Genomic DNA, 23,245 nt, shown 5'->3' with positions numbered 1-23,245 from the left:
AAATGGTAAAAATAGGAATTTTAGTACTTTCAGATAGAGCAAGTAGCGGAGTTTATGAGGATAAATCCGGAGTAGAGATAGAAAAAATTTTAGATTCTTATATAAAAAATGAAAAAAGCTTTTATTATGAGCTAATTCCTGATGAGTATGATTTAATCATAGAAAAATTAGCTTATTTGGCAGATGAAGTAAAATGTGATTTGATTTTTACCACAGGAGGTACAGGGCCTGCTTTACGTGATGTGACACCAGAGGCAACACAAGCAGTGTGTGATAAAATGCTTCCAGGTTTTGGGGAGTTAATGCGTGCAAAAAGCTTAGAATATGTGCCAACGGCTATACTTTCAAGACAAAGTGCAGGTATAAAAGGAAAATCATTAATTATTAACTTACCGGGTAATCCAAAAGCTATAAGAGAATGTATTGAGCCTATATTTCCTGCTATTCCTTATTGTGTAGATTTGATAGGTGGAGCTTATATTGAAAATAATGAAGAAGTAATTTCTGTGTTTAGACCAAAGAAAAAATAAGTCTAGTTAGACTTATTTTGAGGTTTCATAACCTTGTGATAAAAGTGTGTTTATACCGCCTTTTAAATTAGTAACTTCTATGCCATTTTGATCTAGTAAAGCAGAAGCCTTAGCACTTCTTGCTCCACTTCTACAAACTATAGCAATAGGTTTTTTGCTTGAAATCTTTTTAATTTCCTCAACGAAATTTTTATTCAAGCTTCCATCTTCATTATAAAAGCTAATTTTAATGGCATTTTTTATTGTGCCAGTTTGTACCCATTCACTAGGTTTTCTAACATCAATTACTTGATAATTTTCTAAAATTCCTGCGTTAATATCGATATTTTTAACTTCTGCTAAAACAAAACTAGTACAAAGCATTAAAGATAAAAATATTTTTTTCATAATCAACCTTCTTTTGTTGCTTCATAACCTTGTGATAAAAGCGCTACCATGCCACCATCTAAATTAGTACATTCTATACCTAGAGCATCTTCTATCATCACAGCAGTATGTTTGCTTCTTGAGCCTGTAGCACATACAAAGGCTATGTTTTTATTTTGATAATCTACTTTTTCTTTAAACTCTTGGATGAAATTTTCATTCATAAAGCCATTATCATCGCAAAGTGCGATGAGTACAGCTTCTTTTATAACCCCGCTTTTCCATTCGCTAGGAGTTCTTACATCTATAATGCAAAATTCGTGCAAAATATCTTTAGAAATAGCTATATTTTTCATTTTTCTAAAGCCTTAGAAACGATTTTGCTTAAGGCATTGTTAAATTCACTAGGGTTATCTATACCCATACCTTCGCTAAGTTTAGCCATATTTAAAAGAATATGTGCCATTTCATTAGCTAAAGTATCATTTTCTTTTAAGGCTTTTAAAATTTCATGATTAGGATTGATTTCAAGTATAGGTTTAACTTGCTGTTCTTGCCCCATTTGTTTAAGAATTTGTTGCATAGCAAAATCAGGTTTATTTTGATCATAAACAATACAACTTGGACTATTTGAAAGTCTTTGGCTAAGTTTTACCTCTTCAACATCATCTTTTAAAACTTCTTTTATTTTGATGAGCAAGCTTGCAAATTCAGCCTTTTGTTCTTCGCTAGTTTCTTCGCTAGCTAGATGATTGATAGCGCTAAATTTTAAGCCTTCAAATTCATTCATCATAGGCATAACTATGGTGTCAATTTCCTCATCAAGTAATAAAACATTGATATTTTTTTGTTTATAGCTTTCAAGAAGTGGAGAATTTCTTAAAAGCTTTTCATTTTTTCCACTAATATAAAAAATTTCATTTTGACCTTCAGCTAGGTTTTGTTTATACTCTTCAAGATCAATTAATTCTTCTTTATTTGAGTTTTTAAAATATAAAAGCTTAGCTATAGCGTCTTTATTTTCGCCAAAACCATATAAACCCTCTTTTAAAACTTTTCCAAAATTTTCATGGAATTTAAGATAGTTTTCTTTATCTTTTTCTTTAAATTTTTTAAGTTCAGCTAGGATTTTTTTAACACTTGCTTCTTGAACGCTTTTTAAGATTTTATTTTCTTGTAAGATTTCACGACTAACATTAAGCGGCAAATCTTCTACATCAATAATCCCACGCACAAATCTTAGATAAGTTGGTAATAATTCTTTATCATCATCACTTATAAAAACTCTTTTAACATAAAGTTTTAAACCACTTTTATAATCTACTCTATAAAGATCAAATGGAGCTTGCGCAGGTATAAAGAATAAAGAATTGTATTCTATAGAACCTTCAGCTTTTGTGTGGATATAAAGCATAGGTTTGTTTGAATCATGGAAGTTTTGTTCATAAAATCTTTCATAATCTTCAGCTTTTAAACTTGCTTTATTTTGTCTCCATAAGGCGCTTGCTGTATTAATTTGAGTGTTTTTTAATTCTTTTTTAGGTTCTTTTTCACCTTCTTCTAGTGGTAAATATTCTTCTTTTTCCATGAAAATAGGAAATTGTATATGATTTGAATATTTTTCTACTATGCTTTCAATGCGGTATGAGTTTAAAAACTCTTCATCTTTTAAATGCAAGGTTATGCAAGTGCCTTGTTCGTCTTTATTTGCATCTTCTATTTCATAGCCACTAGCATCAGAAGTCCAAAGATAAGCTTTGTCATCTAATGCTTTTTTGCTTAAAACTTCTATTTTGGAAGCTACCATAAAAGCAGAGTAAAAACCTACACCAAATTGTCCTATAAGTTGAGAGTCTTTTTTGGCATCACCACTTAAGTTCTCTAAAAAGCTTTTTGTGCCACTTTTAGCAATGGTTCCAAGATGATTGATTAAATCGTCTTTATTCATACCTATACCATTATCACTTATAGTTAAGGTTTTTGCTTCTTGATTGAAATTAATTTGAATTTTTGGCTCAAATTTTAAATTTTTATAAGCATCATCACTCACGCTTAAATAACTAAGTTTATCAAGTGCATCACTTGCATTAGAAATAAGCTCTCTTAAAAAAATTTCTTTGTTAGAATACAAAGAATGAATCATAAGTTGTAAAAGTTGATTAACTTCAGTTTGAAATTGCATTTATATCTCCTTTATTTAAAAATTAAAAAACCAATCCATACTGCCAAAAGACAAAGGATAACATTTAAAATAATATTTATAAAAAAGTGAAAATAATCACCATTTTGCAAAAATAACAAATTTTCATAAGAAAAAGTTGAAAAAGTTGTAAAGGCACCCAAAAAACCAGTGCTAATTAAATTTTTAGTAAAAATATGCACACCTTTAGAATTTGCATAAGAAAAAAATAAACCTATTAAAAATGATCCTATTATATTGACCATTAATGTCCCATAAGGAAAGTTATGAGGAATGATTTTATTAAAAAGGTTGCTAGTAAGCATTCTGGATATGGCCCCTAAAAAGCCTCCAAAACCTACAGCTAAAATCGTACCAATCAAGCTTGTGACCTTTCGCTATCTAAGATTGTTTGCATTTTTTCTCTAGTTTGCTCAAGCCAATCATCTTTACTTGTATCGACAAGATCTAGAAATACCACTTTTAAAACACCACTATTTGCACTAAAGTTTTGGGTGTCTAAAATTTTAGCTGAATCAACAATTACCACAGGCTGGACTTTTAACTTAAGCTTTTCACTTAAAATTTTAGCTCCGACTTTAAATTTTAAAAGTTTTTGTGTTTTAGATCTTGTGCCTTCTGGAAAAATGGCTAAAATTCTATCCTCATTTAATCTTTCTTTGGCTTCTTTTAAAAGCTTTACTAGACCCTTTGGACTTCTATCTATACAAATAATTTTTGGTTTTTTAATCAAAGTTTTAAAAACAGGGAGTTCGCCTAGTTCTTTTTTAGCTATCCAAGATATATTTTTTGGGCATAAATCTTCCAAAACAACTATATCTAGCAAGCTTTGATGATTGATTAAAAGCAAATTAGCTTGAGGGTGTATAGAACCTTGGGTTTGAATTTTATAGTTTATTACATATTTTTGCAGTTTTGACCATACTTTTCTGATTTTCCAAATTTTTTCTTGCGATTGCAATAATAAAAAGGCAATACATAAAAATATAATAGATAAAATAAATTCTACCCAAAATATTAAAGCTTTAAATCTTTGATAAATCTTCACTTTTCACCCAGCCTATTTTTCCATTATTAAATAAAATTTTTCTGTATTCATCTCTTGAATCTAACACTTCTACTTCTTGTTTGTATTTCCCAGAATAAAAATGAGTTGAGTTTAGAGTTGGTAAAATTTGTACTTTACTTTCAGCTTTTAATATAGCTTTATATATGTTATTTTGAGCTAAAAAACTTGCTATTAGAGCCAAAATTGCCAAACCTAAAGCTGTGTAGCTTTTTTTAAATACAAACCATAAAGCGAAAATACCACACAAGCTCCATAAAAAAACTTGTTTGTAAAAATTAAAATCATTAGTTTTTGGATTTAAATCACTTTGTGTACTTATACTATCTTCTTTAAGTTCTATTTTTAAGGAAAAATCTTTTAATTCTTTAGAATTTAAATTAAAGTAAGAAAACTCAAAACGCGTTTTACTTTTATCTAAAATAGCATAATAAAATCCACTTTGTTTTTCAAAATCGCCTTTAATAGCCTCTACACCTTGTTTTTGGATATCTTTTATGTTAAAACTTGCTAGATTTGTGTTTTCTCCTGCAAGTTCTATAAATAAAATTATACTATCATTATCAAAACTACTCGCTTTTACTTGTTTAACTTCCAAATTGCTTGCAACTATATGTGAGTATTTATTAGAAGGAGCATCGATTTTTTTAAGTTTAATGGGCTTTATAATTAATGATGAGCTTTGAAAAATATGATCATTTCTGCTTAATGAAACGATGATTTTGTTTAAACTAGCATTTAAACTTTTAGCTTCAAACCATAATTTTGTATGATATGAATTAGCCTTTTGTTCCCAAATAGGATTAGGATTGATCCAAAGCATATCATCACTTTTTTCAAAACTCACATTTAAATCAAAACTCACATTAGTTGTGGTAATAACCTCAAGATCTATAGTAAAAGCCTCATCTATATAGGCTTCATCGGTGTATTCTTTTGCGTTTAATACTAAAGAACCTTGAGGGATGAAATTTTCATCATCGATTTTACTTTCATAATTACTCTCATCACTTGGAGCGATAGTTTGATAAATTTGCTTAGCTTGATCATCTAATTGATTATAATTTTTTTCTAAAGTGTTATAATCTTCAAAAACACTATTTTCTTGAGCATATAAGTTAAAAGTTAGTAAAAAAAGACAAAAAAATTTGAAGGTTTTTAGCAATTTAAAAATCCTTCAAACATTTTAAGTCCTACTTTTGATCCAAGAATATCATCGCACATTCTTTCAGGATGTGGCATTAATCCAAAGACTTTTTTATTTTCATCACAAATTCCTGCTATATCGTTTAAAGAGCCATTTGGATTATTGATATATCTTAGTAAGATCATATCTTTATCTTCTAGCATTTTAATACCATCTTCGCTATTAAAATAATTTCCTTCTCCATGAGCAATAGGTAATTCTATGATATCATTTTTTTGAAAATTTTTCAAAAAAGCATTATTATTTGATACTACTTGCAATGCTTGCATCTTAGAAATAAAACTTAAACTATTGTTATGTTTCATAGCTCCTTTTAAAAGTCCAAGTTCTAATAAAATTTGAAAGCCGTTACATATGCCTAGAACATATCCACCTTTTTGAACATGCTCTTTAAGTGTTTTTATAGCAGGAGCAAGTTTTGCAATAGCAGCACATCTTAAATAATCTCCATAAGAAAAACCTCCAGGTAATACGATTAAATCTGCACTAAAATCTTGTCTTTCATGCCAAATGATTTCAGTTTTTACCCCTAATTTTTCAAAGGCATAAGCTGTATCAAACTCACAATTAGTTCCAGGAAAACGAATAATAGCTACTTTCATAATATTATCTCATAATCTTCTATCACAGTATTTGCAAGTAATTCTTTACACATTAAATCAACTTGTTTAAAAACTTCTTCTTTATCATCACAAGCTATATCAAAACTAATTTGTTTTGAGGTTTTAACATTTGCAATATTATTAAAATCCAAAGAATGCAAAGCCTTTTCTATGGCTTTGCCTTGAGGATCTAAAACCCCATTTTTAAGTGTGATATTTATAGTTACTTTCATTATTTTTCCTAACTTAAAATTCTTTTTAAGACTTCTTCGTAAGCCATTTTTACATTACCTAAGTCTTGTCTAAAGCGATCTTTATCTAATTTTTCATTAGTTTTGCTATCCCAAAATCTACAGCTATCAGGACTAATTTCATCAGCTAAGATCATATTTCCTTCATTATCAATACCAAATTCTAATTTAAAGTCAATCAATCTTAAACCTTTAGATTCAAAGAATTTTACTAGAATAGAATTGATATGTCTTGCGGTATTTTTGATTAATTCTAAATCTTTTTCACTTTTTACTAGATTTAAAATCAAACAATGCTCATCATTGATGATAGGATCACCTAAATCATCATTTTTATAACAAAACTCAACTACAGCAAAAGGTAAAATCGTGCCTTCTTTAATGCCTAATCTTTTTGTTAAAGATCCTGTAGCTACATTTCTAGTAATAACTTCAATGGGTATAATATTACATTTTTTAACAATTTGTTCTTTTTCGCTGATGGTTTCTACTAGATGGGTTTTAATGCCTTCTTTTTCTAAGAGATGAAAAATTTCAGTACTAATTTTACAATTTAATGCACCTTTTCCTGCTTCATTACCCTTTTTTTCTGCATTAAAAGCTGTTAAATCATCTTTAAATTCTGTGATGAGCAAATTCTCATCATCAGTTTTAAACATTTTTTTACCTTTTCCTTCATATAAAAGATCTAATTTCATAGCCATTTTACTCTCCTTTTGTAATGTTTAAAATTTTAATTGCATCTATTGCGGTTTTTAGTTGTATGTCATTATTAATTTGTTCTTTGGTAATGATATTTTTATCTTCTTTGTTGTCTTTTTTCTTTTCTTGATGTCCGATTTTATCTAGTTCAGCTTGTAAGTGTTTTTTAAGATCACTTTCTTTGATCTCAAAGCCGTGATTTTCTTCTTTACTTACTTTTCCTGGAAATACTTCTATATCAGGATTAACTCCAACAGCTTGTATAGTTCTACCACTTGGTAAATAATATTTTGCTATAGTAAGTCTCAAGCCTTCTTTACCTTTTTCATCCATAGGTAATATAAGTTGCACACTACCTTTTCCAAAGGTTTTTTCTCCTATGATAATAGCGCGTTTAAAATCCTGCAAAGCCCCACTTACAATCTCGCTCGCACTTGCACTGCCACCATTTACAAGCACTACTAAAGGTGCATTGGTGATTTTTTTACTAGGATTTGCTTTAAATTCTACATTCTCGCTTTCAATTTTACCTTTTTGTGAAACGATTACTCCTTTATCTACAAAAAGATTTACTAAACCCACTGCTTGATTTAAAATACCGCCTGGATTGGTTCTAAGATCTAGTATAATTCCTTTTGTATTAGAATGTTTTTTGATTGCTTTACTAGCTTCATCTACAACATTTTTATCAAAATTAGTCACTCTTAAATAAAGTAAATTTTCATTTTCAATTAATTTTGTATAAACACTATCTACTTTTATGATATCTCTTTTTAAATTTACATCAAATGGCTTTGTATCACCTTTTCTATAAATAGTTAGAGTAACCTTTGTTTTAGGCTCTCCACGCATTTTAGAAACAGCTTCATTTAAAGTCATACCTAAAGTTGATTCGTTATTAATTCTTAAGATAATATCATCAGTTTTAATACCTGCTTTATCCGCTGGACTTCCTTCTATAGGAGCTACAACACTAATTGCTCCATCTTTTTGGGTAATAGTAAAGCCAAGTCCACCAAATTCCCCATTAGTTTGTTCTTTAAGCTCTTTATAACCTTTTTCATCTAAGAAGGAAGAGTGGGCATCTAAATTTGTAAGTAAACCTGCTATGGATTTATCAACCAAATCTGTATAATTAACATCATCAACATAATATTGTTCTATGATAGACATAGTTCTTGTAAGTTTAGATAAAGCTTCTATTTTTTTTTCTGCTTCGCTAGGAGCGGGATTTTTAGCTTGCAAGTTAGTAAAAATAAAAGAAGCGGTTATTAAACTACAAATGCTAGCTGCGATAATAAGATTTCTTTTTGTCTTCAAAGGAAAAACTCCAAAATAAATATGAATTCATAAAATAATTATCTAATTTTAGTTATTTTTGCTTAAAAAATCGTAAATAAAGTAAATATTTTTATGATATTAGTGTATATATATAAAAAATTATTTATAAATATAACTAAATAAACTTGACAATAATAGACTAAAGTTATATAATACACTTCATATAAAAGTAAAAAGGAGTAAAAATGGCAAATATACAAGATTTTTTAACAGATTCTATGCTTTCAAATATAGAAAGTGCAATTTCTTTGGCCATTCATTCTAAGAATAGTGAAATAAAACCTTTGCATTTATTATGGGCTTTAAGTGTTGATAGCTCTAGTTTGCTTAATCAAGTTTTTAATAAATTAAATGTTTCTAAAGAGGCATTTGAGTTAGAAGTAAAAAGTAAAATTTCATCTTTTCCTACTAGCTCAAATGTAAATAAAGACAATATTAAATTTTCAAATGAATTTATTAATTCTTTAGAAAAAGCAAAAGGCTTGGCTTTAGAAAATAAAGATAGTTATTTAGCTGTGGATATGTGGCTTGTTTCAGAAAGTGCTAGCGGGGTTATTAAGGAACTTTTGTCTAAATTTGTAGATTTAAATGAGTTTAAAAAAGAATTGGAATTCATTAGAGCAGGAGTTAAAATAGAAACCAAAACAAGTGATGAAACACTTGATTCTTTATCTAAATTTGGTATTGATTTGACTATGAAAGCTAAAAACAATGAGCTTGATCCTGTTATAGGTAGAGAAGAAGAAATTCAAAGATTAATGCAAATTTTAATCAGAAAAACTAAAAATAATCCTATTTTATTAGGTGAGCCAGGGGTAGGAAAAACTGCTGTGGTGGAAGCTTTAGCACAAAGGATAGTAAAAAAAGATGTTCCTACTTCGTTGCAAAATAAAAAAGTTATAGCTTTAGATATGAGTGCTTTAATAGCAGGGGCAAAATACAGAGGTGAATTTGAAGATAGATTAAAAGCAGTTGTAAATGAAGTAATAAAACATAAGAATGTAATTTTATTTATAGATGAAATTCACACCATTGTAGGTGCAGGTGCAAATGAAGGGAGCATGGATGCAGCAAATATTTTAAAACCTGCTTTAGCAAGAGGTGAGCTTCATACTATAGGTGCTACAACCTTAAAAGAATATAGAAAATATTTTGAAAAAGATGCAGCTTTACAAAGAAGATTTCAGCCTGTAAATGTAGCTGAACCTAGTGTAAATGAAGCTTTGGCTATGCTTAGAGGTATAAAAGAAAAATTAGAAATTCATCATAATGTAACTATTAATGATAGTGCTTTAGTGGCAGCTGCAAAGCTATCTAAGCGTTATATAGCTAATAGATTTTTACCTGATAAAGCGATTGATTTAATTGATGAGGCTGCAGCGGAATTAAAAATGCAAATAGAAAGTGAGCCAAATTCTTTAAGAAAGGTTAGAAAGCAAATTGAAAGTTTGGAAGTAGAAAATGAAGCTTTAAAAATGGAAGAAAATGAAGCTAATGAAAAAAGATTGGAAGAGATTAAAAAAGAATTAGCAAATTTAAAAGAAGAGCAAATCAAACTTAATGCCAAATTTGAAAATGAAAAAGCAGTATTTAATGGCATAAGTGCAAAGAAAAAAGAAATCGATACTTTAAAAAATGAAGCTATTTTGGCTAAAAATAAAGGAGATTTTCAAAAGGCTGCTGAAATAGAATATGGCAAAATTTTAGAGTGCGAAAAAGAGGTTTTAAATTTAGAAGAAAAATGGAAACAAATGACCCAAGAAGGAGTTTTGCTTAAAAATCAAGTAGATGAGGATTTAGTAGCTGGTATTTTAAGTAAATGGACAGGCATTAGTGTGCAAAAAATGCTCACTTCTGAAAAACAAAAATATTTACATATTCAAGAGTATTTACAAGAAAGCGTCATAGGGCAAGATGAGGCTTTGAGTGCTTTAGCTAAAGCTATTAAGCGTAACAAAGCAGGGTTAAATCAAGCAACTAAGCCTATAGGAAGCTTTTTATTTTTAGGGCCAACTGGAGTAGGTAAAACAGAAAGTGCTAAAGTTTTGGCTAAATTTTTATTTGATGATGAAAAAGCTATGGTGCGTTTTGATATGAGTGAATTTATGGAAAAACACAGTGTATCAAGACTTTTAGGTGCACCTCCAGGATATATAGGGCATGAAGAAGGTGGGGAATTAACTGAAGCTGTTAGAAGAAAGCCTTATAGTGTGATTTTATTTGATGAAGTAGAAAAAGCCCATAAAGATGTATTTAATATACTTTTGGGAATTTTAGATGATGGTAGGGCTACAGATAGTAAAGGTGTAACGGTCGATTTTACTAATACTATCATTATCTTAACTTCTAATATAGGTGCAAATTTTATTATGGAGTTAAAGGGCGAAGAAAAAGAAAAAGCTATTAAAGAAGCTCTTAGAAACTTTTTTAGACCGGAGTTTTTAAATCGTTTAGATGATATTATCACTTTTAACCCTTTGGGAGAAAGTGAAGCTAAAAAAATAGTTAAATTACTTTTTAATACCTTGCAAAAAAGTCTTGAAAATAGGGGTATTAAAGCAAGCTTGAGTGATAATGCTGCTAGTTTAATAGCAAAAGTTGGTTTTGATGTAGATTTTGGCGCAAGACCATTAAAAAGAGCTTTGTATGATATGGTAGAAGATAAATTAAGTGATATGATATTATCGGATGAATTAAATGAAAATGATGAGATTATTATAGATTCTAAAGATGATGAAATCATCATTGTTAAACAATAAGCAAGTGTAATACTTGCTTATTTAGAGTAAAATTATCTTAATAATACTAAATTGTAAATACTTCGTATATTTGATTAAAAAATTATCATTTTTTATCTATTCTTAACAATAAATATTTTAAAATCTTTAATGATATTTCTATAATTTAAGGAACAACAAATGAGTGATTTAGATATTTTTAATCGCCGTTTAGACGCATTAGAAAAACTTCCTCTTTTGAAAAATGAGATTTCCATCTCTAAAGCCTTAGAGCAATCAGGTTTTTCAAGAAGAGATTTTATGAAATGGGCTAGTGCTATGACTGCATTTTTAGCATTACCTGCTAGCTTTACTCCAGTAGTTGCAAGAGCTGCTGAGCTCAGTGATAGACTTCCAGTGATTTGGCTTCATATGGCTGAATGTACAGGATGTTCTGAAAGTTTATTAAGAAGTGATGCTCCTACCATTGATAGTTTGATTTTTGATCATATTTCTTTAGAATATCATGAAACTATAATGGGTGCTGCAGGTTGGCAAGCTGAACATAATCTTGAAGCTGCTATGGAAAAATATAAAGGTAGATATATCTTAATGGTAGAAGGTGGTATACCAACAGGTGCTACAGAAAACTTTTTAACTATAGGACCACATGGAAAAACAGGAAGACAATTAGCAGAACAAGCCTGTAGTGATGCTTTAGCTATTTTTGCTATAGGTACTTGTTCGGCTTTTGGTGGTATCCAAGCTGCTAGACCTAATCCAAGCAATGCTGTAAGCTTAAGTAAAGTAACAAATAAAACAGTTATTAATGTACCAGGTTGTCCTCCAAGTGAAAAAAATATTATAGGTAATGTGATTCATTACATATTGTATCAAACATTGCCAGCACTTGATGCCTACAATAGACCAAAATGGGCTTATGGGTTAAGAATTCATGATCTTTGTGAAAGAAGAGGACGCTTTGATGCGGGTGAATTTGTGCAACAATTTGGTGATGAGGGAGCAAAAAAAGGATATTGTCTTTATAAAGTAGGTTGTAAAGGCCCTTATACTTTTAATAATTGCTCAAGAGAGAGATTTAATCAACATACTTCATGGCCAATCCAAGCAGGACATGGTTGTATAGGCTGTTCTGAACCTGATTTTTGGGATACTATGGGACCTTTTGAAGAAGTGATGGCAGGAAGATTATTTGATACTGTTTATGGCTTGGGTGCTGATAGCATTTCAGATAAAATTGGTATAGGTGTGCTTTGTGTAACAGGCGTAGCTGTTGCTGCGCATGCTGTAATTGCTTCATTAGAAAAAAATAAGGATTAAAAATGTCAAAAAGAATTATTATAGATCCACTTACTAGAATAGAAGGACATTTAAGAGTTGAAGTAGTGGTTGATGAAAATAATGTCATTAAAGAAGCATATTCAGGATCGACTTTATGGAGAGGGATTGAAACTATTGTAAAAGGTCGTGATCCAAGAGATGCAGGCTTTTTAACTCAAAGAATTTGTGGTGTTTGTACTTTTTCACATTATAGAGCAGGGATTATCGCAGTAGAAAATGCTTTAGGTATTACTCCGCCACTAAATGCAGTTTTAACTAGAACTTTAATGAATGCAGCTTTATACATGCATGATCATCCTGTACATTTTTATCAACTTCATGGTCTTGATTTTGTTGATGTTGTAAGTGCTTTAAGTGCTGATGTAAAAAAAGCAAGTGATGAAGCATTTAAATATACTGATATGCCTTATGCAACAGGTGCAGATAAGCTTTTAGAAGTTCAGCAAAGACTAAAAACCTTTGTAGATAAAGGAAATCTTGGACCATTTGCAAATGCTTATTATGGACATGCGACTTATCGCTTTACTCCTGAGCAAAACCTTATTGCGCTTTCACATTATTTAGAATGTTTAAGAATTCAAAGAACAATAGCTCAAGCTATGGCGATTTTTGGTGCTAAAAATCCTCACCCACAAAGTTTAACTGTAGGTGGTGTAACTTGTGTTATGGATCTTTTAAACCCATCAAGAATGGCTGAATATATGACTAAATTCCAAGAAGTAGCTGATTTTATTAATCGTGCTTATTATCCGGATTTAATCATGGCAGCTAAAGCTTACTCTAAAGAAGCAAGTGTATTAAATGATGTAGGGGTAAATAACTTTTATACTGAGAGAGAATTCCAAATTTCAAGTGATGAGTGGTTGTTTGAAGGTGGTATTATTAGAAATGGTGATTTGAGTAAGGTTGAAGAAGTAGATGAAGCTAAAATCACCGAAGAAGCTACAAGATCATGGTATGCAGACAATGAAGCTTTACATCCTTATGATGGTAAAACTAATCCAAACTATACAGGCTTAATTGATGGTGAAAGCATCGATGATAAAGGCAATATAGTTCATAGTAAGGTATTTGATATTAAAGGCAAATATAGCTGGATTAAAGCTCCAAGATATGAAAATTTACCTATGCAAGTTGGACCATTAGCAAATATTTTAGTAAATTATGCTAAGGGTAATAAAATTGTAGTAGAAGCAGTTGATTCTTTCTTAAAAGCTACGAATTTACCAGTTCAAGCACTTATGAGCACTTTAGGAAGAACAGGTGCTAGAGCAATTGAAGCTAAAATTATTGCTGATCATGGTTTAAAAGCATTTGATTCTTTGGTTGAAAATTTAAAAACAGATGAAAGCACTTGTACTACTTATGTAATTGATAAAAACAAAGAATACAAAGGTAGATTTATGGGAAGTGCACCTCGTGGTGCGTTAAGCCATTGGTGTAGGATTAAAAATGGTGTAATTGAAAATTGGCAAGCAGTAGTTCCTTCTACTTGGAATGCAAGTCCAAAAGATGCAAATGGAGTAGGTGGTAGCTATGAACAATGTCTTATTGGTATGAAACTAGCTGATGTTAAACAGCCTTTAGAAGTAATAAGAGCTATTCACTCTTATGATCCTTGTATAGCATGTGCAGTACATGTAATGGATACTAAAGGTAATAATCTTAGCGAGTATAAAGTTAATGTAAATTTATAAGGAAAGGACTTTAGTATGGATTCTAAACATTCCTTAAAATCAAACAGAAAGGCTGAATACGAATTTAGTATCGGTCTTCGTTTTACACATTGGTTAAGAGCGGTTGCAATCGTGATTTTAGTGGGAACTGGATATTATATTTCTTATGTATTTCAAGCTCCTTCTATTTCATCTGAACCGACTTTATTTATGCAGGCAAAATACCGCATGGTGCACCAAATTTTTGGTTTTATCTTAATAGCTTGTGTGATTTTTAAAACATATTTGTTCTTTTTTGATTCAAAAAGTGATGGTGAGAGAAAGAGTATAAAAGATATTTTTAATGTAAAATTATGGATAGAGCAAATTAAATTTTACATTTTCCTAGGAAAGCACCCGCATTTACAAGGTGTATATAATCCTTTGCAATTTGTAACTTACCTTTTCTTTTATCTTGTTATGTTTGGGCTTATTTTGACAGGATTAATCCTTTATATGCATGTATATCATGAAGGCTTGGGTGGATTTTTATATAATATTTTAAGACCTATTGAGGTAATGTTAGGTGGATTGGCTGATGTTAGAACCTATCATAGAATTTTAATGTGGGTTGTGTTGATTTTTGTTCCAGTGCATATTTATATGGCTGTATTTAACTCAGTTAAAGGTAAAGATGGTGCTTTAGATGCTATCTTTAGCGGTTATAAATTTGTAAGAGAAAATCGTTGAAACTTCTAGTTTTAGGTATTGGTAATATTATGTTTGCAGATGAGGGCTTAGGCGTTCATCTTTGCAAACTTTTAGAAAAAAATTATAAGTTTTATCATGAAAAAGACTCAGTGAGTTTTGTAGATGGTGGAACTTTGGCTTTGCAACTTAGCTATATTATAGCTGAATATGATGAAATGGTTGTGATTGATTGTATTGCAGCAGATGATGCTAAGATTGGAGATATTTTTTTCTTTCCTTATGATGCAATGCCAAAAAAAGTTAATTGGAGTGGTAGTGCGCATGAGGTTGAAATGCTTCAAACTTTACAATACATGGAACTTATGGGAGATTTACCTAAAACTCAAATTTTAGCTTGCGTACCAAAGCGTATAGAGCCATTGAGTTTTGAACTTTCAAAAGAAGTCTTAAATGCTTTAGAAAAAATGGAGAAAATTTTACTTGATTTTTTAGAGAAAAAAGGCTTTACTTACAAGAGAATTGCTAATTATAATATACAAGAGCTTGCTCTAAATTCTTATAAAAGCTAAGCAAAAAAGCTTAGCTTAAATTCTAATCATCAAATTTTTGTCCCAAGAAATTTCCATTTACATCAGTATAAATTTCCATCATATTATTAAGTTTGAATTTATAACCTTGAATTTCTTTTTCAACTTTAATTATACTTGCATTTGGGTGCATTTTTTTAATCGTTGCTAAAACATTTGGACTTAAAAAAGAAGTATCAATTGGTCTGTATTTTGCATCGATTTCTTTCCAATCTCCATTGATAAAAAACTCAAGCTCAGTTCCATTGTCTAAATAAACATCAAAGCTATCAATATCTTGTTTAACTAAAGCAATATTTGAACCTGTAAAATGTTTTTGTATGAAATTTTTAGAATTTGCTGGTAAAGCATTAACTCCTACAATCATATCTTGTGCAAAAACAAAACCTGCAGTAACTAATGTTGCTAAAGCTATTTTTAATTTCATTTTTTATCCTTTATGTTGAATTATTTATGAAATCATATTGCTATTGAGTGAATTTTGTGTGAACTTAAAAGAAATAGCAAGTATTTAATTGTATAATGATAAAAAAGTTTTTTAAAAGGATAAATAATGTATAGGTTTGCACCATCGCCTACTGGAGATATGCATATTGGAAATTTAAGAGCAGCTTTATTTAATTATATTAAAGCAAGACAAGAAAATTCTGATTTTATTTTGCGTATTGAAGATACGGATAATGCTAGAAATATAGCTGGAAAAGAAGAAGAAATAAAAGCTATTTTAAAAGAATTTGGTATAACTTGGCAGCATTATTATGTACAAAGTGAGAATTTGAAATTTCATCGTCAAATGGCTTTAAAGCTAGTAAGTGAAAAAAAAGCTTTTGCTTGTTTTTGCACTGAGGATGAATTAGCTCATAAAAAAGAACTAGCTAAAAGTAAAAATCAAGCATATAGATACGATGGTACTTGTGAAAAACTTGCAGATATTGATGTATTAAATTGTGAAAAACCTTTCGTAATCCGTCTTAAAAAACCTCAATCGCAAATGAAATTTATAGACTATATTAAAGGTGAGATTAGTTTTAATCCTGAAGATATTGATAGTTTTGTAATTATGAGGGCTGATAAAACCCCAACTTATAATTTTGCTTGTGCGGTTGATGATATGCTAGAAGGTGTTACTTGTATTATAAGGGGCGAAGATCATGTTTCAAATACTCCTAAGCAAGAACATATTAGAGCAAGTTTGGGTTATGATAAAAGCATGACTTATGTACATTTGCCTATCATTTTAAATGAAGAAGGTGTTAAAATGAGCAAAAGAGAGGCTCATTCTAGTGTAAAATGGATGCTTGATAATGGATATTTAGCAAGTGCTATTGCAAATTATTTAATCCTTCTAGGTAATAAAACTCTAAAAGAGATTTTTACTTTAGAAGAAGCCATAGAATGGTTTGATTTGAAAAAAGTTTCAAAATCTCCTGCAAGATTTGATACTAAGCGTTTAATGCAAATTAACCGTGAGCATATAAAAATGCTTGATAATGATAAATTAAATTCTTTATTAAATTTAGGCAAAGATGTAGCTGAGCTTGCAAAATTTTATACTCAAGAAGCTAGCACGCTAAATGAGATAAGAGAAAAAATACAAGCAATTTTTGCAGTTAAAAATTATAATGAATTTGAAAAAGAATGTAAGTTGATTAAAGAAGTTTTAAAAGATTTAGATTTACCTCAAGAATATGATGAGTTTAAAAAGATTTTGATGGAAAAAACAAATTTAAAAGGTAAAAATTTCTTTATGCCTTTGCGTTTGGTATTAACAGGAGTTACTCACGGACCTGAAATGAGTGAAATTTATACTCTAATCAAGCCTTTTGTTAAAGAAATTATAAAGGAGTAAAATGGGAGTTGGAACAAGTTTGATTGTATCTTTGGTGCAAATTTTTTCTTTAGTTATTGAAATTTATGTATGGATTATAATCATTGCAGCATTGATTTCTTGGGTAAGGCCTGATCCATATAATCCTATAGTGCAAATTTTATATCGTTTAACTAATCCTGCTTATGCTTTTGTAAGAAGGTTTATTCCTACTACTATAGGGAGTATTGATTTAGCACCTTTGATTATTATTTTAGGATTAAAATTTATCCAAATATTTTTATCAAATTTAATTTTAGGAAGTTTATAAGTGTTGAAAAAAAGTGTAGTGTTACTTTTAGCTGGAGTTGTTTTTGCAAATAGTGCAATGTATTCTTATAAAGAATTAGAGCAAAGACCAAATTCTTTAGCTAAGGATTATTATTTATATCGTTTATTAGAAAAAAATGAATTTAAAAAAGAAGAAGTTGAAGGTTTAAAAGAACATATTTATCGTTATGCAGGGCGTATTAAAAATGCCATTGAAGCCATTATTCCGCCTTTGGGGTATAATAAAGAATATGAAGCTTGTTATAAATTTAATACGCAAAATATCTTAGATGCTAATGCTACTTGTCAGCTTATAAGATTAAATAGTTTAACTTTTATACAAGATCTTAATGCTTCAGTGCGTAATGAGATGAAAAAAAATATCCCACAGGATAATCCAAATTTAACAAAACTTTTAGAAGCTTTTGATGCTAAAGATCCTCTAAGTTATGCGGTTTTAAATTATGATAGTGCTAATTTTTATAAAATCTATAATTTCTTAAAAGATAAAAAAGATTTTTTCTTAGAAAAAGATTTTGTAAATGAATTAGCCAAAGAAAAAGAATTTACAAATTTTGTAAAAGAAATTATCATTAAGAAAAAAAGTCCATTGATAAGAAAATCTCTAGTCAATGTAGATGCAAATTTAACTTTTCAAGATAATGCTTTTTATCTAGGTGTAAATGCTATTTTAGAAAATGACGATAAAAAAGCATTGGAATTTTTTCAAGTAGCAAAAGATACTTTTAAAAGCAAACCTTTAGTAGATAATGCAAATTTTTGGCTATATTTGATCACTCAAGATAAAAAGTACATTGATGAGCTTGCTCAAAGTGATTCTTTAAATATTTATAGTCTTTATGCAAGAGAGTTAAAAGGCTTACCATTACCTAAAATAGAAGAATTAAAGCCAAAAAAACAAAAAAATAATTTTGATATGAAAGATCCTTTTGCTTGGCAAAAGCTCGCAAAAGAAATTGCAAAAGGTACTCCTAATGAGCTAGAAAAACTTGCAAAAGATTTTTATACCAAGGAAAATATCGCTATTTATGCCTATATTAAAGAAAGGGCCGAAGGTTTTAAAAAACATTATTTTATTATGCCTTATTTTGAATATTTAAAAGATTATTCTACACAAAGAAAAGCTATGATTTTAGCTTTAGCTAGACAAGAAAGTCGTTTTATACCAACAGCCATTTCAACTTCTTATGCTTTGGGTATTATGCAATTTATCCCATTTTTAGCTAATCATATAGGCAATAAAGAACTGCAAATTCCAAATTTTGATCAAGATATGCTTTTTGAACCAAAAACAGCTTATACTTTTGCAAATCATCATTTAGATTATTTAGAATCTAAACTTAATTCCCCGGTTTTTGTGGCTTATGCTTATAATGGAGGTATAGGATTTACCACTAGAATGCTCAAAAGAGAAGATATGTTTAGAGCGGGAAAATATGAGCCATTTTTATCAATGGAGCTTGTTCCTTATGCAGAAAGCAGGGTATATGCTAAGAAAGTTTTAGCTAATTATGTTGTTTATTTGCATCTTCTGAACGATAATACACCGATTTCGAAATTTTTTGAAACTTTAGCTCAAAACACTGATTCTCAAAACACAAATCAAGTTTTAAAATAGGTTTTTGCACTAATTCATTAAGAGTGATTTTGTAATAACTTGCATAATCACTCTTAATGATATATTTAAATAATTTATCATTTTGATCTAAGGTTTTTATATTAGTTTTTTCTCCATCTATGAGTATTGAAATTTGCTCTTGCTTGATGTTGATATTTGGCAAAAAACTAAGTACAAAAACTTCTTTTTGACTTTTTTCATCTAATACAGGGTTTAAATAGCTCAATAAAGCAACTACTCTATTATCTTTATAATTAAAATTAATTTTTTGTGCATACATTAGAGTTTGGCTTTTTAAATTAATTTCACTTTGCTCTTGGGTTTTATTAGAGCATGCGGTAAAAATAAGTGTTAAAAAAATAATCATATAAACTTTTTTCATATTTTTGTTCCTAATTTTTTTATAATTATAAGCTTTTAACTTTTAAAAAGATATAATTTCATTTATTTTATTTGATTTAAGGAAGTTATGAAAAGATTAGCAATGGCTTTTAGCGGGCCTTCCAATTCAGGTAAAACGACTTTGATTACTCAAGTTGCTAAGTATTTTATGGAGCAAAATTATAAAGTATGCATTATAAAACATGATCCAAAAGATAAAGCAAGCTTTGATATAGCAAAAAAAGATAGTTTTAAATTTTTTCAAAGTGGTGCTGATGTAATGGTTTTAAGTCCCACAAGGACAACTTTATTTACACATTCTCCAAGTACTTTAGATGAAGCTATTTCTAAACTAGGAGAATTTGATTTTTTATTTATAGAGGGCTTAAAAACCTTAGATATGCCAAGAATTAGCGTTTTTTGTAAAGAAGTAGATGAGAGCTATTTTGCTTATTCTAAGGCTATTGCAAGCTATGAGAAAATTGAAAATAAAAATTTAACTTGGCTTTATTTGGATGATTTGGAAAGTATTTGTGATTTTATATTAAAAAATTCAAAAAAAGTATAGAGGTAAAATATGCAAGAATTAATTGACGATATACAAAAAGCAGTGATTGAAATTTCAAAAGAACTTAGATATTTAAAAGATTTTGATTATACCACTTCTCAAAATGCCACAGGAGATAATCAATTAAAACTTGATGTGAAAAGCGATGAGATTATCACTAGAATTTTAAAGCAAAGCAAAGGTTTAAAAAGCTTAATTAGCGAGGAAAAACAAGAGCAATTGCTAATCAATGAAAATGAAAAATATGTTGTTGCTTATGATCCTTTAGATGGTTCTTCTTTAGTAGATGTGAATTTTGCTATAGGTTCTATTTTTGCTATTTATGAGCAAAAGGCTAATGCAAAAAATCTAAAAGCAGCAATTTATGCTATTTATGGCGTGCGTTTAGAGCTTATAGTGTGTATAGACACTCCTAAGCTTTATAGATTAAATGAAAAAGATGAATTTGTTTTTGTTAAGGATTTAAAATTAAATGAAAAAGGCAAATTAAATGCAAGCGGTGGGACACAAAAAAATTGGTCAAATACTCATAGAGCTTTTATAAAAGCTTTATTTGATGAGGGTTATCGCTTGAGATATTCTGGTGCTATGGTGAGTGATTTGCACCAAATTTTACTCAAAGGTGGAGGGTTGTTTTCATATCCTGCAACAAGCGATGCACCAAATGGAAAATTAAGAGCATATTTTGAGGTGTTTCCTTTTGCTTTTATTTTTGAAAAAGCAGGAGGATTTTCTACCAATGGAGAAAATGATTCTTTACTTGATTTAGAATTTGAAAAAATTCATGCAAGTACGCCATGCTTTTTGGGTTCTAAATATGAAATTGAAAAACTAAAACAAGCTTATAAAGGTTTTTAATGGCTGAAGTTAAAGATGAATTTGAGTTGGCTTTAGAAGTTAAAAAAAATGAACTTCAAGCTTGTCAAAACGAAAAAAAATTAAAATCTTGTTTACCTTGCTCTATGATTTTTGAGTGTTCTTTAAGAAAAGAGTATATAGAAGCAGTTTATAAGAGTATGTCTAAAGGTAAAGAAGGTGGATTTGATTTTTAATAAAGGTTGAAAATGCGTTATATTACTACCCCGATATATTATGTAAATGATGTGGCTCATATTGGTCATGCTTACACTACGATTATAGCAGATACTTTGGCTAGATTTTATCGCTTACAAGGAGAAAAAACATTCTTTTTAACAGGCACAGATGAACATGGTCAAAAAATAGAGCAAGCTGCTAGCGTTAGAAATTTTACTCCTAAAGAATATGCAGATGAAATTAGTGCTAAGTTTAAAAAACTTTGGGATGAGTTTGAGATTTCTTATGATTATTTCATTAGAACTACGGATGAAAATCACAAATTAAGCGTTCAAAAAGCATTTAAAAAAATGTATGATAAAGGTGATATTTACAAAGGCACTTATGAAGGCTTTTATTGTGTTTCTTGTGAGAGTTATTTTACTCAAACTCAACTTATAAATGAGTGTCATTGTCCAGATTGTGGTAAGAAAACACAGCTTTTAAAAGAAGAAAGTTATTTTTTCAAGCTTTCTAAATATCAAGATCAAATTCTTAAATGGTACAAAGAAAAAGAGCCGATTTTACCCAAAAATAAGGCTAATGAGTTGATTTATTTTGTAGAAGGTGGCTTAAAAGATCTTTCCATTACAAGAACGAGTTTTGAATGGGGTATAAAGCTTCCAAAAGAACTAAATGATGAAAAACATGTGGTGTATGTTTGGCTTGATGCTTTGATGAATTATGTGAGTGCTTTGGGCTATGGACTTGATGATGAAAATATGGATCTTTGGCCTGCTCATATACACTTTGTAGGCAAAGATATTTTGCGTTTTCATGCAGTGTATTGGCCTGCGTTTTTGATGAGTTTAGAACTTCCTTTACCTAAATTTATAGCAGCACATGGTTGGTGGACTAAAGATGGTGAAAAAATGAGCAAATCTAAAGGCAATGTAGTAGCGCCTAAAGAAGTAGCAGATACTTTTGGTTTAGAAGCTTTTAGATATTTTTTACTCAGAGAAGTTCCTTTTGGTAATGATGGGGATTTTTCGCAAAAAGCATTAATCACTAGAATCAATGCAGAATTGAGCAATGAGCTTGGAAATTTATTAAATAGAATTATCGGTATGAGTGCTAAGTATTCTCAAAATATTATTGAGTGTAAAGATGTGAATTTGTATTTTAATCAAGAATTAAATGAATGCAAAGAGTATTTAGATAATGCAATCAATGCTTTGGAAAATATCCAGCCAAATCGCTATTTAGAGGAACTTTTCAAGGCTTTATCTTTAGCAAATTTAAGTATTAGTAAATATGAGCCTTGGAATTTGATTAAAAATAATCAAACGCAAAAAGCTAATGCTTTAGTGGCTTTATGTGCTAATATTTTAACAAAAGCAACTATTTTACTTTCAGCTGCTATGCCAAAGACAGCATTAAAAATTGCAAAGGCTTTAAATTTTGAAATATCAAACGAAAATTATCAAAAACTAATTTTAAATAATCAATTATGTGATTTAAAATCAAGTGCATGTGAAGCTTTGTTTCCAAAAGTTGAATTAACCCAAGAAAACAAAAAAGAAGAAAAATTAGAAGAGAAGCCAAATTTAGCTCAAATTAAAATAGATGATTTTAAAAAAATCGAAATCAAAGTAGCATTAGTAAAAGATTGTCAGAATATAGAAGGCAGTGAAAAGCTTTTAAAATTTCAACTTGAACTTGAAAATGGCGAACTAAGACAAGTGCTTTCAGGTATTGCTAAATTTTATAAAGCTAGTGAGTTAATAGGCAAGCAAGTTTGCGTAATTACAAATCTAAAAAAAGCTAAAATTTTTGGTCATGAAAGCCAAGGTATGATTTTAAGTGCTCAAAAAGATGAAAAATTAGTTTTGATAAGCCCGCAAGGCTTTATCGAAAATGGAGCTTTAATAGGCTAGATGAATATTTCTAACTTTATCGAACTTATTAATGCTCGAGTTTTAAATTATGGAGCAACTTCTAGTGTTTATGATTTTAGTATAGATTTAAACAAAGTCAAACAAGCAAGTGTTTTTTTTGCTAAAAATAATGAACAAGCAAGCTTTGCTATAAAACTTGGTGCTTATGTTATAGTAAGTGAGGAAAGATTAAAACTTGAAGATAAAGATGTGTTTTATCTTCAAGTTGATGATTTAGAAGCAACTATTTTTAGACTTTTTAGATTTTTAAG

General features: G+C 29.6%; 25 protein-coding genes and 1 pseudogene. 14 read left to right on the top strand and 12 right to left on the bottom strand.

Features of this window, described 5'->3' with window-relative positions; translation table 11 throughout:
* Positions 1 to 2: 2 nt before the first annotated feature.
* Positions 3 to 530, top strand: a complete 528-nt coding sequence (gene mog, locus L8W64_RS07530) for a molybdopterin adenylyltransferase (RefSeq protein ID WP_039618174.1) — start codon at positions 3 to 5, stop codon at positions 528 to 530.
* 12 nt (positions 531 to 542) lie between these two features.
* On the opposite strand, the gene L8W64_RS07525 is transcribed toward mog, so the two are convergent.
* Genes L8W64_RS07525 through L8W64_RS07480 form a run of 10 tightly spaced genes read right to left on the bottom strand, consistent with a single transcriptional unit; the run spans position 543 to position 8,244 of the window.
* Complete coding sequence (locus L8W64_RS07525) at positions 543 to 917, bottom strand: rhodanese-like domain-containing protein (protein WP_263673341.1); 375 nt, start codon at positions 915 to 917, stop codon at positions 543 to 545.
* Between the two features lie 2 nt (positions 918 to 919).
* Positions 920 to 1,252 carry a rhodanese-like domain-containing protein gene (locus L8W64_RS07520; protein ID WP_263666565.1) on the bottom strand — a complete coding sequence of 111 codons (333 nt, stop codon included), beginning with the start codon at positions 1,250 to 1,252 and terminating at the stop codon, positions 920 to 922.
* Positions 1,249 to 3,078 (bottom strand): molecular chaperone HtpG, encoded by a 1,830-nt coding sequence (gene htpG, locus L8W64_RS07515; RefSeq protein ID WP_263659674.1) that lies wholly within the window; start codon positions 3,076 to 3,078, stop codon positions 1,249 to 1,251. Before htpG ends, L8W64_RS07520 begins: the two co-directional genes overlap by 4 nt.
* A gap of 11 nt (positions 3,079 to 3,089) precedes the next feature.
* Positions 3,090 to 3,458, bottom strand: a complete 369-nt coding sequence (gene crcB, locus L8W64_RS07510) for a fluoride efflux transporter CrcB (RefSeq protein WP_263659675.1) — start codon at positions 3,456 to 3,458, stop codon at positions 3,090 to 3,092.
* On the bottom strand, positions 3,455 to 4,144 hold the full coding sequence (locus L8W64_RS07505) for a lysophospholipid acyltransferase family protein (protein ID WP_263659676.1): 690 nt from the start codon (positions 4,142 to 4,144) through the stop codon (positions 3,455 to 3,457). The genes crcB and L8W64_RS07505 overlap by 4 nt, the downstream gene beginning before the upstream one ends.
* Positions 4,122 to 5,327 carry a hypothetical protein gene (locus L8W64_RS07500; protein ID WP_263673339.1) on the bottom strand — a complete coding sequence of 402 codons (1,206 nt, stop codon included), beginning with the start codon at positions 5,325 to 5,327 and terminating at the stop codon, positions 4,122 to 4,124. Before L8W64_RS07500 ends, L8W64_RS07505 begins: the two co-directional genes overlap by 23 nt.
* Entirely contained in the window at positions 5,321 to 5,971 is a 651-nt protein-coding gene (gene purQ / locus L8W64_RS07495; RefSeq protein ID WP_133318939.1) for a phosphoribosylformylglycinamidine synthase subunit PurQ, read from the bottom strand. Before purQ ends, L8W64_RS07500 begins: the two co-directional genes overlap by 7 nt.
* Positions 5,968 to 6,204: a phosphoribosylformylglycinamidine synthase subunit PurS gene (gene purS / locus L8W64_RS07490; protein ID WP_220566240.1), complete on the bottom strand. Its 237-nt coding sequence runs from the start codon at positions 6,202 to 6,204 to the stop codon at positions 5,968 to 5,970. Before purS ends, purQ begins: the two co-directional genes overlap by 4 nt.
* An 8-nt stretch (positions 6,205 to 6,212) precedes the next feature.
* Entirely contained in the window at positions 6,213 to 6,920 is a 708-nt protein-coding gene (gene purC, locus L8W64_RS07485) for a phosphoribosylaminoimidazolesuccinocarboxamide synthase (RefSeq protein WP_133318981.1), read from the bottom strand.
* A 7-nt stretch (positions 6,921 to 6,927) separates the two neighbouring features.
* The gene (locus L8W64_RS07480) at positions 6,928 to 8,244 is read right to left on the bottom strand and encodes a S41 family peptidase (protein WP_133318937.1); all 1,317 of its coding nucleotides are present in this window, start codon (positions 8,242 to 8,244) and stop codon (positions 6,928 to 6,930) included.
* Between the two features lie 206 nt (positions 8,245 to 8,450).
* Here L8W64_RS07480 and L8W64_RS07475 point away from each other — a divergent pair, with 206 nt between their 5' ends.
* The 5 genes from L8W64_RS07475 to L8W64_RS07455 all read left to right on the top strand — a co-directional run bounded on the left by L8W64_RS07475 (position 8,451) and on the right by L8W64_RS07455 (position 15,279).
* Complete coding sequence (locus L8W64_RS07475) at positions 8,451 to 11,024, top strand: ATP-dependent Clp protease ATP-binding subunit (RefSeq protein ID WP_263673337.1); 2,574 nt, start codon at positions 8,451 to 8,453, stop codon at positions 11,022 to 11,024.
* 159 nt (positions 11,025 to 11,183) lie between these two features.
* Positions 11,184 to 12,323, top strand: a complete 1,140-nt coding sequence (locus L8W64_RS07470) for a hydrogenase small subunit (protein WP_263673336.1) — start codon at positions 11,184 to 11,186, stop codon at positions 12,321 to 12,323.
* 2 nt (positions 12,324 to 12,325) lie between these two features.
* Positions 12,326 to 14,041, top strand: a complete 1,716-nt coding sequence (locus tag L8W64_RS07465; RefSeq protein WP_263673334.1) for a nickel-dependent hydrogenase large subunit — start codon at positions 12,326 to 12,328, stop codon at positions 14,039 to 14,041.
* 15 nt (positions 14,042 to 14,056) lie between these two features.
* Positions 14,057 to 14,749, top strand: a complete 693-nt coding sequence (cybH, locus tag L8W64_RS07460; RefSeq protein ID WP_133318933.1) for a Ni/Fe-hydrogenase, b-type cytochrome subunit — start codon at positions 14,057 to 14,059, stop codon at positions 14,747 to 14,749.
* Positions 14,746 to 15,279: a HyaD/HybD family hydrogenase maturation endopeptidase gene (locus tag L8W64_RS07455; protein WP_263673332.1), complete on the top strand. Its 534-nt coding sequence runs from the start codon at positions 14,746 to 14,748 to the stop codon at positions 15,277 to 15,279. The genes cybH and L8W64_RS07455 overlap by 4 nt, the downstream gene beginning before the upstream one ends.
* 22 nt (positions 15,280 to 15,301) lie before the next feature.
* Here the strand turns inward: L8W64_RS07455 and L8W64_RS07450 are convergent, their stop codons facing one another.
* Entirely contained in the window at positions 15,302 to 15,724 is a 423-nt protein-coding gene (locus tag L8W64_RS07450) for a PepSY-like domain-containing protein (RefSeq protein ID WP_133318931.1), read from the bottom strand.
* Between the two features lie 126 nt (positions 15,725 to 15,850).
* On the opposite strand from L8W64_RS07450, the gene gltX reads away from it, so the two are divergent.
* The 3 genes from gltX to L8W64_RS07435 are packed head-to-tail and all read left to right on the top strand — an operon-like array spanning position 15,851 to position 19,073.
* Complete coding sequence (gltX, locus tag L8W64_RS07445) at positions 15,851 to 17,146, top strand: glutamate--tRNA ligase (RefSeq protein WP_263659681.1); 1,296 nt, start codon at positions 15,851 to 15,853, stop codon at positions 17,144 to 17,146.
* A gap of 1 nt (position 17,147) precedes the next feature.
* Positions 17,148 to 17,435: a YggT family protein gene (locus tag L8W64_RS07440; protein ID WP_012661430.1), complete on the top strand. Its 288-nt coding sequence runs from the start codon at positions 17,148 to 17,150 to the stop codon at positions 17,433 to 17,435.
* The gene (locus tag L8W64_RS07435; protein WP_263673330.1) at positions 17,436 to 19,073 is read left to right on the top strand and encodes a lytic transglycosylase domain-containing protein; all 1,638 of its coding nucleotides are present in this window, start codon (positions 17,436 to 17,438) and stop codon (positions 19,071 to 19,073) included. It abuts the gene before it with no gap.
* On the opposite strand, the gene L8W64_RS07430 is transcribed toward L8W64_RS07435, so the two are convergent.
* Complete coding sequence (locus L8W64_RS07430; RefSeq protein WP_133318928.1) at positions 18,961 to 19,455, bottom strand: hypothetical protein; 495 nt, start codon at positions 19,453 to 19,455, stop codon at positions 18,961 to 18,963. The two genes, L8W64_RS07435 and L8W64_RS07430, sit on opposite strands and share 113 nt — an antisense overlap.
* Positions 19,456 to 19,542: 87 nt before the next feature.
* On the opposite strand from L8W64_RS07430, the gene mobB reads away from it, so the two are divergent.
* The 5 genes and pseudogenes from mobB to L8W64_RS07405 all read left to right on the top strand — a co-directional run.
* On the top strand, positions 19,543 to 20,022 hold the full coding sequence (mobB, locus tag L8W64_RS07425; protein ID WP_220566249.1) for a molybdopterin-guanine dinucleotide biosynthesis protein B: 480 nt from the start codon (positions 19,543 to 19,545) through the stop codon (positions 20,020 to 20,022).
* 9 nt (positions 20,023 to 20,031) lie between these two features.
* Entirely contained in the window at positions 20,032 to 20,880 is an 849-nt protein-coding gene (locus L8W64_RS07420) for a class 1 fructose-bisphosphatase (protein ID WP_263660318.1), read from the top strand.
* Positions 20,880 to 21,074 (top strand): hypothetical protein, encoded by a 195-nt coding sequence (locus tag L8W64_RS07415; protein WP_263660319.1) that lies wholly within the window; start codon positions 20,880 to 20,882, stop codon positions 21,072 to 21,074. Before L8W64_RS07420 ends, L8W64_RS07415 begins: the two co-directional genes overlap by 1 nt.
* 12 nt (positions 21,075 to 21,086) lie before the next feature.
* Complete coding sequence (gene metG / locus L8W64_RS07410; protein ID WP_263671325.1) at positions 21,087 to 22,973, top strand: methionine--tRNA ligase; 1,887 nt, start codon at positions 21,087 to 21,089, stop codon at positions 22,971 to 22,973.
* Positions 22,974 to 23,245: pseudogene (locus L8W64_RS07405) on the top strand (hypothetical protein); the annotation flags it as partial.

The sequence above is a fragment of the Campylobacter sp. IFREMER_LSEM_CL1097 genome (assembly GCF_025772225.1).
Lineage (GTDB): Bacteria > Campylobacterota > Campylobacteria > Campylobacterales > Campylobacteraceae > Campylobacter_D > Campylobacter_D lari_D.
The sequence above is the reverse complement of the archived record's forward strand: the minus strand, read 5'-3'. Positions and strand labels throughout refer to the sequence as shown.

Excerpts from the sequence above, each read along its gene's own strand:
- mog (WP_039618174.1), top strand. The coding sequence starts at position 3 with ATGGTAAAAATAGGAATTTTAGTACTTTCAGATAGAGCAAGTAGCGGA.
- L8W64_RS07525 (WP_263673341.1), bottom strand. The coding sequence starts at position 917 with ATGAAAAAAATATTTTTATCTTTAATGCTTTGTACTAGTTTTGTTTTA.
- L8W64_RS07520 (WP_263666565.1), bottom strand. The coding sequence starts at position 1,252 with ATGAAAAATATAGCTATTTCTAAAGATATTTTGCACGAATTTTGCATT.
- htpG (WP_263659674.1), bottom strand. The coding sequence starts at position 3,078 with ATGCAATTTCAAACTGAAGTTAATCAACTTTTACAACTTATGATTCAT.
- purQ (WP_133318939.1), bottom strand. The coding sequence starts at position 5,971 with ATGAAAGTAGCTATTATTCGTTTTCCTGGAACTAATTGTGAGTTTGAT.
- purS (WP_220566240.1), bottom strand. The coding sequence starts at position 6,204 with ATGAAAGTAACTATAAATATCACACTTAAAAATGGGGTTTTAGATCCT.
- purC (WP_133318981.1), bottom strand. The coding sequence starts at position 6,920 with ATGAAATTAGATCTTTTATATGAAGGAAAAGGTAAAAAAATGTTTAAA.
- L8W64_RS07475 (WP_263673337.1), top strand. The coding sequence starts at position 8,451 with ATGGCAAATATACAAGATTTTTTAACAGATTCTATGCTTTCAAATATA.
- L8W64_RS07470 (WP_263673336.1), top strand. The coding sequence starts at position 11,184 with ATGAGTGATTTAGATATTTTTAATCGCCGTTTAGACGCATTAGAAAAA.
- L8W64_RS07465 (WP_263673334.1), top strand. The coding sequence starts at position 12,326 with ATGTCAAAAAGAATTATTATAGATCCACTTACTAGAATAGAAGGACAT.
- cybH (WP_133318933.1), top strand. The coding sequence starts at position 14,057 with ATGGATTCTAAACATTCCTTAAAATCAAACAGAAAGGCTGAATACGAA.
- L8W64_RS07450 (WP_133318931.1), bottom strand. The coding sequence starts at position 15,724 with ATGAAATTAAAAATAGCTTTAGCAACATTAGTTACTGCAGGTTTTGTT.
- gltX (WP_263659681.1), top strand. The coding sequence starts at position 15,851 with ATGTATAGGTTTGCACCATCGCCTACTGGAGATATGCATATTGGAAAT.
- L8W64_RS07440 (WP_012661430.1), top strand. The coding sequence starts at position 17,148 with ATGGGAGTTGGAACAAGTTTGATTGTATCTTTGGTGCAAATTTTTTCT.
- L8W64_RS07430 (WP_133318928.1), bottom strand. The coding sequence starts at position 19,455 with ATGAAAAAAGTTTATATGATTATTTTTTTAACACTTATTTTTACCGCA.
- mobB (WP_220566249.1), top strand. The coding sequence starts at position 19,543 with ATGAAAAGATTAGCAATGGCTTTTAGCGGGCCTTCCAATTCAGGTAAA.
- L8W64_RS07420 (WP_263660318.1), top strand. The coding sequence starts at position 20,032 with ATGCAAGAATTAATTGACGATATACAAAAAGCAGTGATTGAAATTTCA.
- L8W64_RS07415 (WP_263660319.1), top strand. The coding sequence starts at position 20,880 with ATGGCTGAAGTTAAAGATGAATTTGAGTTGGCTTTAGAAGTTAAAAAA.
- metG (WP_263671325.1), top strand. The coding sequence starts at position 21,087 with ATGCGTTATATTACTACCCCGATATATTATGTAAATGATGTGGCTCAT.